General features: G+C 64.5%; 14 protein-coding genes. All 14 read right to left on the bottom strand.

Features of this window, described 5'->3' with window-relative positions:
- Positions 1-21: 21 nt before the first annotated feature.
- The 14 genes from HH303_RS08595 to HH303_RS08530 are packed head-to-tail and all read right to left on the bottom strand — an operon-like array spanning position 22 to position 15,411.
- Positions 22-921 carry a cell division protein FtsQ/DivIB gene (locus HH303_RS08595; RefSeq protein ID WP_169624813.1) on the bottom strand — a complete coding sequence of 300 codons (900 nt, stop codon included), beginning with the start codon at positions 919-921 and terminating at the stop codon, positions 22-24.
- Positions 909-1,814, bottom strand: a complete 906-nt coding sequence (locus tag HH303_RS08590) for a D-alanine--D-alanine ligase (protein WP_169624812.1) — start codon at positions 1,812-1,814, stop codon at positions 909-911. Before HH303_RS08590 ends, HH303_RS08595 begins: the two co-directional genes overlap by 13 nt.
- Positions 1,811-2,728, bottom strand: coding sequence for a UDP-N-acetylmuramate dehydrogenase (gene murB / locus HH303_RS08585; protein ID WP_169624811.1), 918 nt, complete (start codon positions 2,726-2,728; stop codon positions 1,811-1,813). The genes HH303_RS08590 and murB overlap by 4 nt, the downstream gene beginning before the upstream one ends.
- The gene (murC, locus tag HH303_RS08580) at positions 2,725-4,134 is read right to left on the bottom strand and encodes a UDP-N-acetylmuramate--L-alanine ligase (RefSeq protein ID WP_169625095.1); all 1,410 of its coding nucleotides are present in this window, start codon (positions 4,132-4,134) and stop codon (positions 2,725-2,727) included. Before murC ends, murB begins: the two co-directional genes overlap by 4 nt.
- Positions 4,131-5,270 carry an undecaprenyldiphospho-muramoylpentapeptide beta-N-acetylglucosaminyltransferase gene (murG, locus tag HH303_RS08575; RefSeq protein ID WP_319637348.1) on the bottom strand — a complete coding sequence of 380 codons (1,140 nt, stop codon included), beginning with the start codon at positions 5,268-5,270 and terminating at the stop codon, positions 4,131-4,133. Before murG ends, murC begins: the two co-directional genes overlap by 4 nt.
- The gene (gene ftsW, locus HH303_RS08570; RefSeq protein ID WP_169624810.1) at positions 5,267-6,382 is read right to left on the bottom strand and encodes a putative lipid II flippase FtsW; all 1,116 of its coding nucleotides are present in this window, start codon (positions 6,380-6,382) and stop codon (positions 5,267-5,269) included. Before ftsW ends, murG begins: the two co-directional genes overlap by 4 nt.
- Positions 6,382-7,743: a UDP-N-acetylmuramoyl-L-alanine--D-glutamate ligase gene (gene murD / locus HH303_RS08565; RefSeq protein ID WP_227421627.1), complete on the bottom strand. Its 1,362-nt coding sequence runs from the start codon at positions 7,741-7,743 to the stop codon at positions 6,382-6,384. Before murD ends, ftsW begins: the two co-directional genes overlap by 1 nt.
- 4 nt (positions 7,744-7,747) lie before the next feature.
- A complete protein-coding gene (gene mraY, locus HH303_RS08560; protein WP_169624809.1) occupies positions 7,748-8,833 on the bottom strand; it encodes a phospho-N-acetylmuramoyl-pentapeptide-transferase in 1,086 nt (361 codons plus the stop codon).
- A 12-nt stretch (positions 8,834-8,845) separates the two neighbouring features.
- Positions 8,846-10,285, bottom strand: coding sequence for a UDP-N-acetylmuramoylalanyl-D-glutamyl-2,6-diaminopimelate--D-alanyl-D-alanine ligase (locus HH303_RS08555; RefSeq protein WP_169624808.1), 1,440 nt, complete (start codon positions 10,283-10,285; stop codon positions 8,846-8,848).
- Positions 10,282-11,721, bottom strand: a complete 1,440-nt coding sequence (locus HH303_RS08550; RefSeq protein WP_169624807.1) for a UDP-N-acetylmuramoyl-L-alanyl-D-glutamate--2,6-diaminopimelate ligase — start codon at positions 11,719-11,721, stop codon at positions 10,282-10,284. Before HH303_RS08550 ends, HH303_RS08555 begins: the two co-directional genes overlap by 4 nt.
- 42 nt (positions 11,722-11,763) lie before the next feature.
- Positions 11,764-13,551, bottom strand: a complete 1,788-nt coding sequence (locus HH303_RS08545) for a peptidoglycan D,D-transpeptidase FtsI family protein (protein WP_169624806.1) — start codon at positions 13,549-13,551, stop codon at positions 11,764-11,766.
- Positions 13,548-13,967, bottom strand: a complete 420-nt coding sequence (gene ftsL / locus HH303_RS08540) for a cell division protein FtsL (RefSeq protein WP_169624805.1) — start codon at positions 13,965-13,967, stop codon at positions 13,548-13,550. The genes HH303_RS08545 and ftsL overlap by 4 nt, the downstream gene beginning before the upstream one ends.
- Complete coding sequence (rsmH, locus tag HH303_RS08535; RefSeq protein WP_169624804.1) at positions 13,964-14,956, bottom strand: 16S rRNA (cytosine(1402)-N(4))-methyltransferase RsmH; 993 nt, start codon at positions 14,954-14,956, stop codon at positions 13,964-13,966. The genes ftsL and rsmH overlap by 4 nt, the downstream gene beginning before the upstream one ends.
- Positions 14,953-15,411 (bottom strand): division/cell wall cluster transcriptional repressor MraZ, encoded by a 459-nt coding sequence (locus tag HH303_RS08530; RefSeq protein WP_169624803.1) that lies wholly within the window; start codon positions 15,409-15,411, stop codon positions 14,953-14,955. The genes rsmH and HH303_RS08530 overlap by 4 nt, the downstream gene beginning before the upstream one ends.
- Positions 15,412-15,694 lie beyond the last annotated feature (283 nt).

Below are 15,694 nucleotides of genomic sequence, written 5' to 3'. Positions count from 1 at the left end.
CTAGCTGTTTCGTAACTGTCCTCAGGTATCCTTGCCGAGACGTCGCCCTTTGACTTCCTGCAGGCCCGGCTCCGTCAATTGGACGGCCGTCCGGTCCGGGTACCGCAAATCGATCGCGCCGACCGCACGCGACAGGATTTCATGTTCACGCTGGTAATTGGCCAGTTTATGCCAGGCTTCCTGCGCGCCTTCTTCCGGCAGGCGGACATCGATTCCGCCGTCCAGGCGCAGATTCCAGCGGCGACCGCCCATGCGGACCGCGGCGACCACGCGATCTTCCAACTCCGGTTCGGACCGCAGGATGGCCAGCAACGTCATCACATGTTGCGGTGCGTCGGGCCCGACGACCACCTTTAAATGACCGTGCCGGTGCACATCTTTTTCACCGATGGTGACGCCATCCTCGTCGATCAGGACGAAGCGGTCTTCATGCTGCCAAATCGCGACGGCCTTCCGTTCCTCCAACGCCAGGACGATCGTGTCCGGCAATCGCCGACGGACGGTTGCGGATTTGACCCAGCCCAGGCCTTCCAGGCGTTCCCGCACGGCGTCCGGATCGACGGATAGGATCGACGCGCCGACGCCCGTGCCCAATGCATCCAGCAGATCGTCGCGGGCGACTTCCCGGCGCCCGACGACATAGACTTCCTTAATCGCAAGCCCCATATCGGCGGTTACGTCAAAGACCGCCCGGCGGCCCCAATCCGCAATTAGCGTCGGTGCGCCGGTGGACATGCCATAGGCAACCATGCCTGCGACGGCGAGACCGGCGAGGCTTAAGCCCCCCAGTTTCAGATGGGACATTATTCTGCCGACTTCCAAGCGCGGGCGTGCCGCCTTGGCCCGCCGGACCGTCCGTCCGGTTGCCGGTTCCTTCGCCGCCCGCCCGGCAGGCTTTTTCGCTCGCCCTAGGGATCGCATGTCGCGTTCTCCACCATCCAACTCACCAATTCCTCAAACCGCATGCCCAGATGCCGCGCCTGTTCCGGAACGAGGCTCAACGGCGTCATCCCCGGCTGGGTATTGACCTCCAGAATGATCAGGCGGCCTGTTTCCGGGTCGTATCGGAAGTCTGACCGGCTGACGCCCCGGCAGCCCAATGCGACATGGGCGCGTTCGGCAATGTCCTTGCAGGCATCTGTCAGCGAATCCGGGATCGGCGCGGGGCACAGATGTTCGGTGATCCCGTCGGTATATTTGGCGTCGTAGTCGTAGAAGCCCTTCGTCACGCGCAATTCGGTCACGGCCATCGCCTTGCCGCCCATGACGCCGACGGTCAGTTCCAGACCGGGCACGTATTCTTCGACCATGGCGGTGCCGTAGGCCCAATTGGCGTAATCCGGCCCGTTGGTCCCTTCCTGTACGATATAGACACCGACGGAAGATCCTTCATGCGCCGGTTTGACCACGAAGGGACGGGGCATCGGATCCGGCTGACTGCGCAAGTCGTCGATTTCGCATACGATGTGTTGCGCCGTCGGCAGGCCCGCATCGCGGAACAATTGAACCGACAGCGGCTTGTCCATGGCAACGGCGGAGGTCAGGCGGCCCGAATGGGTGTAAGGGATCGCCATCATATCCAGCAGCGATTGGATCGCGCCGTCTTCGCCCCAACGACCGTGAAGGGCGTTAAACACGACATCCGGACGCGGATCCAGCGCCGCCATCAAGGCCGGAATATCGCGCGTTACGTCCAGGCGGGTGACCGCGTAACCGGCATTTTCCAGGGCATCCGCGCAGGCCTTGCCGGAAGACAGCGAGACTTCGCGTTCCGCGGAAAAACCTCCCATCAGGACGGTTACGGTCTTGCTCATCCGGCGGCTCTCCCGATGCGTTTGATTTCCCAGGTCAGATCGATGCCCTGACTTTCCTTCACGCGGCGACGCACTTCCTCGCCCAGGGCTTCGAGGTCGGCGGCACTTGCGTCACCGGTGTTGATCAGGAAATTGCAGTGTTGTTCCGATACCTGCGCCCCGCCGACCCTCATCCCGCGGCAGCCCGCCGCGTCGATCGCCTGCCAGGCCTTGCCGCCCGGCGGATTGCGGAAGGTCGACCCGCCGGTGCGGCTGCGGATGGGCTGGCTCGCGCCCCGGCTTTCCTGAATTTCCGCCATGCGGGCCTTGATCGCCTCAGGGTCGCCGGGTTCCGCGCGGAACCGGGCCCGGACAAAAATCCAGTCGGCGGGCACGCCGCAATGACGGTAGTCGAACTGCATGTCGGCGGCGGTCAGGCGATGCAGGGCGCCGGTCCGATCCAGCGCTTCCGCCCAGATCAGCACATCCTTGGTTTCCGTCCCGTATGCCCCGGCATTCATGCGCAACGCGCCGCCGATGGTGCCGGGAATACCGGAAAGGAACTCAAGACCCGTCAGGCGCGCATTGGCGGCGACCTTCGCGACATTGGCATCCAGCGCGGCGGCGCCTGCGGTGATGTCATTCCCATCGACGGCGATTTCCGCGAAGTCGCGGCCCAGACGCAGGACAACCCCGTCTACACCGCCGTCGCGCACCAGAAGGTTCGACCCCACGCCGATCGGCATGATCGGGATATCGGTAGGCGTTCCGGCCAGGAAGGTTTGCAGGTCCGCCAGATCGTCCGGCTTGAACAGGACCTCCGCCGGGCCGCCGACCTGGAACCACGTCACTTTGGACAGCGCGCCGCCCTGGGTGATGCGGCCCGTCACGGCGGGCAGCCGGTCGATCAGCGATTGGGTTGCGGCGGCCATCATGCGCCTCCTCCCGCCGCAAGGCGGTCGGGCAGGGCGTTGGCCCAAGCGGAAATCGACCCGGCACCGAGGCAGATCACGAAATCGCCCGGCTTCGCGGCCTCGCGGATCGCGTAGGGCAGGTCGTTTTCGCCCTCGATAGCCTGAACCGACCGATGGCCGCGTGCCCGCAGGCCTTCCACCAGATGGTCGCGATCCGCGCCGTCGATCGGCGATTCCCCGGCGGTGTAGACCGGGGCGACGAAGACCATGTCGGCATCGTTGAAGCAGGTGCAGAAGTCTTCGAACAGATCGCGCAGTCGGGTATAACGGTGCGGCTGGACGACCGCCAGGACACGGTTGCGGGTCGCCTGCCGGGCGGCCTTCAACACGGCGGCGATTTCCACCGGGTGATGGCCGTAATCGTCGATAATCGTAACGTCGTTCCAGACCCCGGTACGCGTGAAGCGTCGCTTGACCCCCTTGAAGGCGGCCAGAGCTTCCCGAATGATGTCGTCGCCCAGTTCCATTTCAACCGCGACGCCGATGGCGGCCAGCGCGTTCAGGACGTTATGGTCGCCATGCATCGGCAGGCGGATGTTGTCGATCCGGCGCGGCGCACCGGTCCTGGACGCGATTTCGACGGTCAGGTCGTATCCGTCCGGGCCGGCCTTGTGCTCGACCGCGCGGATTTCGGCCTGCGGCGAGAAGCCATAGGAAATGATGCGGCGATCTTCAATCCGGCCGATCAGGGCTTGGACTTCGGGGTGATCGATGCAGACGGCGGCGAAGCCATAGAACGGAATATTCTGGACGAAGGTCCGGAACGCGTCGCGCAGCGCGTCGAAGGATCCGTAATGGTCCATGTGTTCCGGATCGATATTCGTCACGACCGCGATGGTCGCGGGCAGCTTCACGAAGGTGCCGTCGCTTTCATCCGCTTCGGCGACCAGCCAGTCGCCCTGGCCCAGGCGGGCATTGGTGCCATAGGCGTTGATGATGCCGCCGTTGATGACGGTCGGGTCCATCTTCGCCGTTTCCAGCATTTGCGCGATCAGGGAGGTCGTGGTCGTCTTGCCGTGCGTGCCGCCGATGGCGACGGACCATTTCAGGCGCATCAGCTCGGCCAGCATTTCGGCGCGGCGGACGACCGGCACATGGGCGGCACGGGCGGCGGCGACTTCCGGATTGTCGCGTTTCACCGCCGTGGACACGACGACGACGGCGGCGCCTTCGGAATTTTCCGCCGTATGGCCGATGCGCACATCGATGCCCAGATCGCGCAGGCGTTTCACATTGGCGTTATCCGACATGTCGGACCCGGACACGGTATAGCCGAGATTGTGCATGACCTCCGCAATGCCGGACATGCCGATCCCGCCGATACCGACGAAGTGCAGGCGACCGAGGGTGAGGGGCATGCGCATCAGCGTGTCTCCTGCGGTGAAGAAGTGTCGGAGACGGCCTTGCCGAGCGCCAATGCTTCCACCAGATCGGCGAGGCGCTGGGTCGCGGCGGGGATACCGGTACGGGCGGAAGCATGGGCGGCGGCGGCGAGAACCGCCGGATTGCCTAGAATTTGTTTCAATCGCCGGGTCAGGTCTTCCGGCGTCACGTCCTTTTGCGGGATCGCCCAACCGCCGCCCGCATCGCTTAACCGTGCGGCATTCGCTGCCTGATGATCGTCGATGGCATAGGCGTAGGGGATCAGAATACCGGGCAGACCGACGGCGGTCATTTCCGCCAATGTCGAGGCCCCGGCACGGCTGATCAGCAAATGCGCGCGCGACAAGCGGGCGGGCATGTCGTCGAAGAAGGGGCGGATATCCGCGTCGATACCGGATTTGGCATAGGCGGATTTCACCGCGGCCAACTGTTCCGGGCGGGACTGTTGTTCCACGGACAAGCGTGTGCGGATGTCGTCCGGCAGGGCGGCGAGGGCGGCGGGCACGGCCTCCCCCAGGATCTGCGCGCCCTGGCTGCCGCCGATGACCAGAATGCGGATCGGTCCACCCGGTTCCGGCGGGGCAAAGGGACGCCCGGCAAGCGCCGCGATTTCGGGACGGACGGGATTGCCGGTGCGTTCGCTTTTCGCGCGGTCGCGGTCGGACAGGCTGTCCGTTTCATCGAAGCTGAGCGCGATCCGGTCGACCCGGCCTGCCAACAACCGGTTGGCCCGGCCCAGCACAGCGTTCTGTTCATGGATCGCGGTCTTCAAGCCCAGATGGCTGGCCGCGACCATGGTCGGCACGCTGGGATAGCCACCGAAACCGACGACGGCGGAGGGGGCCAGCTTGTTGAGGAGCGCGCGCGCCTGAAAATAGCCGACGAACAATTGGCCGACGGCGCCGATCCGCGCCATGACGCCCTTACCGGACACGCCCGCTGCTTTTATCGTGTGCGCTTCCAATTCGCCCAGCGGACCGGAATAGGCGTCGCCGCGACGATCCGTTACCAGTGCCAGATGGAAACCACGTCGTTTCAGTTCCTCCGCCAAGGCCTGAGCGGGGAAGACATGACCGCCGGTGCCGCCGGTGGCGAGGACGATGGGGCCGAGTGTCGTCACGACAGCACCCCCAATCGCCTGCGCGTCAGGGCCAGCAGCATGCCCATGCCGATGCCGAGCGCCAGCAGCGACGACCCGCCGTAGGACAGGAAGGGAAGCGTCATGCCCTTGGTCGGGATAAGGCTGAGCGTCGAGGCCATGTTGATGAGCGACTGCAAGCCGAACTGCACCAACAGCCCGGTTGCGGCAATCACGGCGAACAGGTCGTTGTCCTGTAGCACACGCGCGAAACCGCGCATGACGATGAAGGCGAATAGCGCAACGATCAGCAGACAGGCGATCAGGCCGAATTCCTCCCCCGCGACGGCGAAGACGAAATCGGCATGGCTGTCGGGGATGCTCATCTTCACGATGCCTTCGCCCGGACCGCGGCCGAACAGACCGCCGTTCATAAAGGCTTCGCGCGCCTTGTCGATCTGATAGGTATCGCCCGCCGTCGGGTCCAGGAAACGGTCGATACGGCTCTGTACATGGGGGAAGACGAAATAGGCGCCGACCAGCGCGCTGACGCTGCCCATGACCATCAGGATGACCAGCACCATCGGCAGACCGGCCAGGAAAAACTGAACGCCGAAAATGGCGGTGACGACGGTCGCCTGACCGACATCCGGTTGCAGCAGCAACAAGCCGACGACAAGCGCATAGAGCGCGCAGGCCAGGGCATAGCCGGGGATCGGTTCGCCCAGACGGCGGGCGGCGAACAGCCAGCCGGCGACGACGGCGAAGGCGGGTTTGGCGAATTCGGACGGCTGAACGGTGAAGCCCGCGATGGATACCCAGCGCGTGGCGCCCTTGATTTCCGCGCCGATGAACAGCGTCCCGATCAGCAGCAGAATCGACCCGCCCAGCATCATCAGCGCCAAGCGGCGCACGGACCGGGGGTCCATCAGGGACACGCCCAGCATCGCGACCAGGGCGGGCAACAACAGCACGGCTTGCTTGCGCACGAAATGCAGCGGGTCGACACCGATACGTTCCGCGACGGACGGGCTGGCGGACAGGGTCATCAACAGGCCCAGCACGGCCAGGACGGTCACCGCGACCAGCGTCCAGCGGTCGACGGTCCACCACCAGCGGCCCAGGACCGATGTGTCGTTCCGTGCGATAGCCATCACGCGGCCTCCCGTGTCGAATGGACGATGCGTGCCGTTGCCGGCAGTGCCAGCACCAAATCCCGGAAGGCGTCGCCCCGGATTTCGAAATTCTGATATTGGTCGAAGGATGCGCAGGCCGGGGACAGCAGCACCGTGCCCGACCCGTCATTCGAGGCTGTTGCATGCGCGGCGGATACGGCCTCCGCCAGCGTTCCGGACAGGGTGACCGGCACGCGTTGGGCGATCCAGGCCGCCATGTTGGCCATCGCTTCCCCGATCAGGAAGGCATGCCGAACATGCGGCAGATAGGGGTCGAGATCGGCATAACCGCCGTCTTTTTCCCGTCCGCCCGCGATCCAATAGATGCCGTCGAAGGCGGATAGGGCGCGGGCGGCGGCGTCGGCATTCGTCGCCTTGGAATCGTTGATATAGACGATGCCGTCCAGGGTCGCGATCCGCTCCTGCCGGTGCGCGAGGCCGGGGAAGCTGCGAATCCCGTCCAGGATCGTTTCCTCATCCAGGCCTAGGGCGCGCCCGACGGCATAGGCCGCGGCCGCGTTCTGTTTGTTATGATCGCCCGCCAGAGCCGGGCAGGCGCCGCTGTCGATCAGGTCGGCGACGGGGCGGCTGTCCTTCGCGATACGGACAATGTTCCGGCCTTCGGTCAGCAGGCGATTGGCGATTTCCGCGGTTTCCGGCGTGTCTGTACCGATAATGGCGGTGCTGTCGTCGTCATGCGACCGCAGGATGCGTTCCTTCGCCTGGATATAGCCGTTCATGCCGCCGTGCCGGTCCAGGTGATCCGGCGTGACGTTCAACAAGACCGCGATATCGAACATCGGGCTGACGGTCAGGTCCAACTGATACGACGACATTTCCAGGACGTAGACAGATGCCTTGGGCAGCGTCAGCGCCGCCGTCCCCAGATTGCCGCCGACGGCGACATCGACCCCGGCCCGGCTCAGCATGTGACCGATCAGGGCGGTGGTCGTGGATTTCCCATTGGTGCCGGTGATCCCGATATAGGTCGCGTCCGGTTCCGCGCGATACAGAAGTTCGATGTCGCCCAGCACGGGGACGCGCGCCGCCTTCGCCGCGACGACCGATGGATGCGGTGTCGGATGGGTCAGCGGGATGCCCGGTGCGAGGACCAGAGCTTCCGCTGCCGCGAGCAGCAGGCTCTTGCTGGGATCGGTGAGGGTGAAGCCTTCGTCCGCCGCCTTCTTCCGCGCCGCCTCACCGTCGTCCCAGCAATGCACGCTGGCCCCGCCCGCTTTCAAGGCGCGGGCGGCGCTCATGCCGGACTTGCCCAGGCCGACCACGAAAACGATGCGGTTGGCATAGGCGGTCAGCGCGCGGATGGGGGAGGCGGCGGTCATTTCCTCACCTCAGTTTCAGCGTGGCCAGACCGACGAGGGCCAGGATCGCGGCAATGATCCAAAAGCGGATCACGATGGTCGGTTCTTTCCACCCCTTCTTTTCGAAATGGTGGTGCAAGGGCGCCATGGCGAAGACGCGTTTGCCTGTCGTCTTGAAGCTGACGACCTGGACGATCACGGACACTGTTTCCAGGACGAACAACCCGCCGATGATGGCCAGGACGATTTCGTGTTTGGTGATGACGGACATCGCGCCCAGTGCGCCGCCCAGGGACAGCGATCCGGTGTCACCCATAAACACCATGGCGGGCGGTGCGTTGAACCACAGGAAGCCCAGACCGGCCCCCAGGATCGCGCCGCAGAACACCGCCAGTTCGCCGCTGCCCGCGACATAGTGGATGCCCAGATAGTTTGAATAAACCGCGTTTCCGACCAGATAGGCGATCAGCCCGAAGCACCCGGCGGCGATCATCACCGGGACGATGGCCAACCCGTCCAACCCGTCCGTCAGGTTGACGGCATTCGACGCGCCGACCATGACGAAGATGGCGAAGGGCATGAAGAACCAGGCCAGATTGATCAGCGTGTCCTTCAGGAACGGGACCGCAAGACCGGCAGCCAACGGGTCCGGCGTCAGATACAGGAACCAGGCCGATGCGATGCCCGCGACGACGATCTGGCCCAGAAGCTTCAGTTTGCCTGGCAGGCCTTTCGAATTCCGCTTCGTCAGTTTCAGATAGTCGTCCATGAATCCGATCGACCCGAAACCCACCGTGACCAGCACGACGATCCAGACATAGCCGTTTCCGATATCGGCCCACAGCAACGTAGACAGCGACAGGGCAATCAGGATCAGGAAACCGCCCATGGTTGGGGTTCCGGCCTTTGCCAGATGGCCTTCGGGGACGTCGTCTCGAATGTTGCTGGCCCCGCGCTGTTTGGACTTCAGCCAGCGGATCACCGCCGGGCCGATCAGGAAACTGATCACCAGCGCCGTCATGATCGCCCCGCCGGTGCGGAAGGTCAGGTAGCGGAACAGGTTGAGCCCCGGAAACGTATCCGCGAAGGGGGAGAGGAGGGTGTAAAGCATCTTCCGTCTCCTTCAGGAACCGGTTGCCGGTCGGGCCGTCGCGGCCGCGTCGGATACAAGATCGTCCAGGGCCTGGATGATCGGCGCCATGCGGGTGCCGAGCGATCCCTTGACCGTTACGATATCGCCTTGCCCGATCGCCGCGCAGACCGGGGCGACCAGATCGTCCGACACTTCGGCATAGCCGCCGCGCATGGACTGGGGGAGGGCGTCCCAAAGCGACCGGATTACAGGGCCGCAGCAGAAAACCTTGTCGATTTCCGCGGCGATTAGGTCCTTGGCCAGGGCCGCATGCAGATCCGACCCGGCATTGCCCAGTTCGCGCATATCGCCCAAGACGGCGATGCGGCGACCCCCGGTCTTCGGCGGTGTTGCTCCCAAAACGGCGATGGCCGCGCGAACGGATGCCGGGCTGGCGTTGTAGCTTTCGTCGATCAATTGGAAACTGCCGCCAGTGGGTAGGGCGATGGACCGTGAGGCACCGCGACCCCGCGCCGCCTTCACGGCGGCCATGGCGGCGGCGGCCTGTTCCGGATCGCCGCCCAGCGCCGCAACGGCGCCCAGCACGGCCAAGCCGTTGACCACCCAATGCAGGCCCGGCGCGCCGACCTTGTAGCTGAAGTCTCGGCCGTTCATGCGGACCTGCGCCAGGGAATGGTCGGCGCGCAGGTCGCAGTCCACCAGCCGGATATCGGCGTCTTCGTGCCAACCGAAGCCCAGGATGGTTTCGACCCCGGCGGCGACCGCCTTTTTCCGCAGGCGGTCGTACTGTTCATTGTCGCGCGGCAGGATTGCCGTGCCGCCCGGCATCATGCCGTCGAAAATCTCGGCCTTGGCGTCGGCGATGCCTTCAACGGAATTGAAGAATTCCAGATGCACCGCTTCGACCGTCGTGATGATGGCGACATGCGGGCGGCCCAGTTTGGACAGTTCGTCGATTTCGCCGCTGTGGTTCATGCCCATTTCCAGGACGGCGAAACGGGCGCTGTCCGGCAGGCGGGCGAGGGTCAGCGGCAAACCGATATGGTTGTTCAGATTGCCCATCGTCTTATGCGTTTCGCCCAATTGAGACAGGGCGAGCGCGAGGCTTTCCTTCGTACCGGTCTTGCCGACGCTACCGGTGACGCCGATGAATTTCGCCGCCACGGTTTCGCGCTTGTGGCGGGCGAGGTCCCGCAGCGCCTCCATCGTATCCGTGACGGGAACCAGAGGCAGATTCTGCGATCGGTCGGCGGCCCAGGAGGATTCGACCACGGCGGCGGCGGCACCTTCGCCGATCGCCTTCGCGACATGGTCGTGACCGTCGTGATTGGGGCCCTTCAGCGCGACGAACATATCGCCCGCCGCCAGGGAGCGACTGTCGATGCTGACGCCGGTCGCCTCCCAGGTCTGATAGGACCGTGTCTTCAGCGCGGCATCCGCCATGGCCGATGTCCAGAGCGGGGCCGTCATGGCGTCACCCCGTCCGCGGCAGCGATGGCGGTCCGCGCCTGTTCGAAATCGTCGAAGGGCAGGATTTCCGTGCCGATCTTTTGACCGGTTTCGTGACCCTTGCCCGCGATCAGCAGCACGTCTTCCGGACCCAGACCGGCAACGGCGGCGGCGATAGCCTCCGCCCGGTCGCCGATTTCCGTGGCGTCAGGACATCCGGCCAGGACTTCCTTGCGGATCGACGCCGCATCCTCCGTGCGCGGATTGTCGTCGGTGACAATCACGGCATCGGCGAATTCGGCGGCATAGCGGCCCATGACCGGGCGTTTGCCGGTGTCGCGGTCCCCGCCGCAGCCGAAGGCGACGACAAGACGCCCCTTCACAAATGGACGCAGCGTGGTCAGAACGGTTTTCAGCGCTTCCGCCTTATGGGCGTAATCGACGAAGACGCGGGCGCCGTTGACGCGGCTTCCGGCCAATTGCAGGCGTCCCCGCACGCCTTCCAGGCGCGACAGGGTTTGGGCCGCGATACGCGGGTCGCTGCCCGTCGCGATGACAAGACCCAGCGCCGCCAATGCGTTTTCCAGTTGGAACCGGCCGGGAAGGGGAAAATCGACCGGCACGCGCTCGCCCATGACGTCCAGCACGGCGGCATATCCGCCCCGCTGTTCAGACGCTTCGATACAACGGATCATGCCGTTGACCAGGCCGTAGGAAATCATGCGCAACCCACGGTCCGACGCGATATTCGCAATCGTGTCGTGCTCCGCCGCGCAGGTATTCACGATGCAGGTACCGCCGCGCGGCACCAGTTCCTCGAACAGGCGCAGTTTCGCCTGACGATAGGCTTCCATGCTGTGATGGTAGTCCAGATGCTCGTGGCTCAAATTGGTGAAGGCGGCGGCGCTGAAGCGCACACCGTCCATGCGATGCTGGTCCAGGCCGTGGCTGGAGGCTTCCATCGCGACATGGTCGGTTCCGGCCAGCGCCATGGCCGCCATTTCGCGGTGCAGGTCGACCGGGTCCGGCGTGGTCAGACCTTCGCCACCTTCATAGCCGGGACCTTCGATGCCCAGGGTCCCGATGCTGCACGATCGCAGGCCCATCGCCGTCCAAATCTGGCGCGTGAACCCGGCGACGGAACTTTTTCCATTCGTGCCGGTGACGCCGACGATCGTGTCCGGCTGCGGCGTGTAGAAAGCGGCGGCCATTCGGGCAAGGCGGCGGCGCGGATTAGCGTCGCTGACCAGCGTGACATTGGCGCCGATAGTCCAGGTGTCGATGCCGGGCGGCGCCAGGATCGCAACGGCCCCGCGGGCGATAGCGTCGGAAATGAAGGCGGCACCGTCAGCGACGGTGCCCGGAATTGCGGCAAACAGATAGCCCGGACGGACCTTTCGGCTGTCCGCCGTCAGTCCGGTTAGGGGAATGTCGGGCAATAGTCTGTCTGCGTTCATCCTCTTTCTTTCATCCTTCACACAGGCTTGATCCCGCCGCGTCTATTGACGCAGCGAGGCGAGCTTCTTCGTTTCCTCCGGCAGATCTATGGCAAAGGCGTGCTGAATCTCGGGCGCGTTCTCTTCTATCGGCGCGATTCCGGCGATTCCGGCAATCCGTTCGACGATCGCTCCGGCCGCCGGGGCCGCGACCCAACCGCCGGTGGCATAGCCGTAGGTTTCCTTCGTTCCCTGCGGTTCGTCCAAAACGACATAGACGACATAGCGCGGATCGGTCATTGGGAAGGCCGCGACGAAGGAGGAAATCAGCGAGCGGCGGTTATACCCCTTGCTGCCGCCCGGTTTTTCCGCTGTTCCGGTCTTGCCGCCGACCATCAGCCCGTTGACCTGGGCGGCCTTGCCCGACCCGTAAACGGCGTTCAGACGCATCAGGCGGCGCATGTCGTAGCTAACCTGTTCGGACACGACGCGACGCCCGGTCGGCACGTTATCGCGGGCCAGCAGCGTCGCCGGCATCAGCATCCCGCCGTTCAGCATCGCGCCGACGCCTTCGGCCAGATGCAGCGGCGTCACGGACAGGCCATGGCCATAGGAAATAGTCATCGTATAGATCGGCGCCCAAACATCCGGATATTGCGGACGCCCGGTTTCCGGGATTTCCAGCGCGATCGGCTGCAACATGCCCAGGCGTTCCATGAACGCCTTCTGCGCGGGCGGGCCGACATCCAGCGCCATTTTGGCGGAGCCGATATTGGAGCTGTAAATGAAGATTTCCGGCACCGTCAGGAACCGGTTCTTCGCGTGGTAATCGTTGATCGTGAACCGGCTGATGCGGATGGGTTCGCTGGCGTCATACCCGTCGGCCAGCGTGGTGACGCCGCTGTCCAGCGCCATCGCCGTGTTGAAGATCTTGAAGGTGGAACCCAGTTCGTAAGTCCCGAACGTCGCCCGGTTGAAGCGGTTCACGGCGGGCGAGTCCGCAGGATGGTTCGGGTCGAAATCGGGCATCGACACCATGGCCAGGATCTCGCCGGTACGAACGTCCGTGACCAGCGCAGCGCCGCCGATGGCGCTATAGGTGTCGATGGCTTTCTTCAGTTCCTGATGGGCGGCGTGCTGGAACCGGACGTCGATGGACAGGCGCAGCGGATCGTCGCTGCCTTTCAGGACCGATTCCATGCCCTGTTCGATTCCGGCGAGGCCGCGCCCGTCGACATCGGTGAAGCCCAGGACATGCGCCATTAGCGGGCCGTGCGGATAAACGCGGGTTTCGTCGCGTTCGAATTCCAGGCCGGGGATGCCCAGTTCCATCACCGCCTGTTCCATCTTCGGCGTGACCTTGCGATGGATGTAGACGAAGGGGGAGCCGGAGGTCAGCTTGGCCGTCAATTCGGCCGGGTCCAGTTCCGGGAAAACCTGCGCCAGCTTACGCGCGGCGTCGACGGGATCGAGCATCCGGTCCGGGCGCGCGGCCAGCGACGTCGTCGTCAGGCTGGTCGCCACGATGACGCCGTTGCGGTCGGTGATCGTCGCGCGGTCGGTATGCATGCGGTAGGCGGTTTCGGCATGCATCGGCGCGCTGGTCGCGGTCGGGGAGGCGAAGGCCGCCAGATCGACCAGACGCAGACCCACCGCGACGAAGGCGAAGCTCATCACGGCGCCGGTGATCAACAGGCGGGACCGCCCGGTTTCGATGGCGCGGCGGAACGTTCCGTCGGTGCGGGTCGGCGCGCAGTTCAACACCGGGCGGCGGTCGCCGCCCGGTTTGCTGCGGGGGGAATAGAGTTCCGGCGGTTTTGGCCGGCGCGTTCTTCTGAACGGTCCGATCATTGCTGTGTCCTCACAAGCGTGACGGGGGTCGCCATGCCCTTGACGGCTTTGGCCGACGGGTTGGCGGGCGCGGCTTCTGCCGCTTTCGGTTGGGACGGCGCCGGTAGGGCGGCGGTTTCCGGCACGGCCGGATCGTCCCGACGGAAAGGAATATCTTCGATGCGCAGGACCTGAGACGGTTCGACACCGTGCATGTCCGGCAGGAATTCCGCGCCCATGGTTTCGATCCAATCGGGGCGGCTGCTATAGGCCCATTCGGCGCGCAGGTTATGGATGACTTCCTGTTCCTGCCGGATCTGCTGGTTCAGTTCGGCAAGCTGCCCCTCCAGCGCTTCGACCTGGAAGGAGATGTGGAACAGCGCATAGCCGGTCATCATGACCATGACGATCCAAACGGCGATCACAAGCGCTCTCATCGCGAACCTCTCTTTCCCGAAGGGGCGGGTTGGTCGGGCCAGGCGTCGGCCTGGGTGCGAATGGCAAGGCGCAGGCGGGCGGACCGCGCGCGGGGGTTTTGGGAGGCTTCGGCGCTGCTGGGTTTGACCGCGCTGGCCGACGGCAGGGTAAAGGACGGGGCGCGCGCGGGCGTCATACCCTGAGGCGCATGGCGCGATCCACCGCCCTCGCGGCCCGATCGGGATTTCAGGAAGGCCTTCACCCGCTTGTCTTCCAGCGAATGGAAGGCGACGACGACAAGGCGGCCGCCCGGCGACAGAAGGCGTTCGGCGGCGGCAAGCGCGCGGTCCAATTCGCCCAATTCGTCGTTCACCTGAATGCGCAGCGCCTGGAAGGTGCGGGTCGCGGGATCGATCTTGTCCTTCGCGCGCGGCACGCAGGATCGGACGATTTCCGCCAGACGATGGGTGGTTTCGATCGGCGCTTCGGCCCGTTCGCGCAGGATGGCCTTGGCGATCCGGCGGGAGAATCGTTCCTCGCCATATTCCCAGATGATCCGGGCCAGTTCTTCTTCCTGCCAATGGTTCACGACATCGGCGGCGCTGGGGCCGGATTGGCTCATCCGCATATCCAGCGGCCCGTCGAAGCGGAAGGAGAAACCGCGTTCCGGTGTGTCGATCTGCGGGGAGGACACGCCAAGGTCCAGCACGACGCCGTCCAATTGGGTGACGCCGACTTCGGCCAGCAGGCTGTCCATATCGCCGAAAGTGCCGGACAGCAGCGTCAGGCGCCCGGCGAAGGCGTCGATCAGCGGCTTGCCCCGGTCGATGGCGTCCGGGTCGCGGTCGATGGCGAACAGGCGGCAATCTGCGGCTTCCAGAATGGCGCGGCTGTAACCGCCCGCCCCGAATGTGCCGTCCAGATAGGTTTCGCGCGCCGTCGGCTTCAAGGCCGTCAGCACGTCCGGCAGCATGACCGGCAGGTGAATGGCGTTCTGTTCGGCGATCATTTGTCCCCTCCGACTGGTTTTAGGGACAGCGTCCGGGATTTCGCCCGTTCGCGGGTGATCTTCGCATGGTCGGCATAGCGGTCCGGGGACCAGATCTGGAAGCGGCTGCCCTGACCGACGAAAACGGCCTTGTCTTCGATACCGGCATGGTCGGCGTGATCCGGGGGCAGGACGAGGCGTCCGGTATCGTCCAGCAGGGCGCGGCGGGCCTGGGCGACGATAGATTGGTTCAGGTCTTCCTCTTCATCGGAATAGAGGGGGCGATCCTCGATCGCTTCGACCAGCCGCTGCATGAAGGCCTTGTCGCAGGCCTCCAGCGCATCGTGTTTGGGAGAGGGGTAGATATAGACGACCCGTTCGCCGCCCTCCGGCAGCTCGGCACGAAAATCGGACGGCAGGGAAACGCGTCCCTTCCGGTCGACCTTGTTCTCGAACGTGCCGGTAAACAGCGCCATGATCGCCGTCACCCTTTCCCGATGCGCACCCGTCCGCGTCCGAACGGGGCTAGTTCTGTCGGCCTCGACCCGGGCTTCTCCCGCGTTTCGGTCTTTCCCCAACGTTTCGATGCCAATCCTGGACGGACAAATTCCAAGCGGATTTTCGCATCAGTCCCGTTTATGGGATAACATGGGATATCATGGGAAAGCACTGTCAGTCAACGTAGATACAGGTAAAAAGCCACCTATCCAAAGTTCTCGAATAGTAAAAACGCCCCAAAATCGAGGCAGGAAAATCGAT

It is taken from the genome of Pacificispira spongiicola (assembly GCF_012926505.1).
Taxonomy (GTDB): Bacteria; Pseudomonadota; Alphaproteobacteria; order UBA8366; family Aestuariispiraceae; genus Pacificispira; species Pacificispira spongiicola.
The sequence above is the reverse complement of the archived record's forward strand: the minus strand, read 5'-3'. Positions and strand labels throughout refer to the sequence as shown.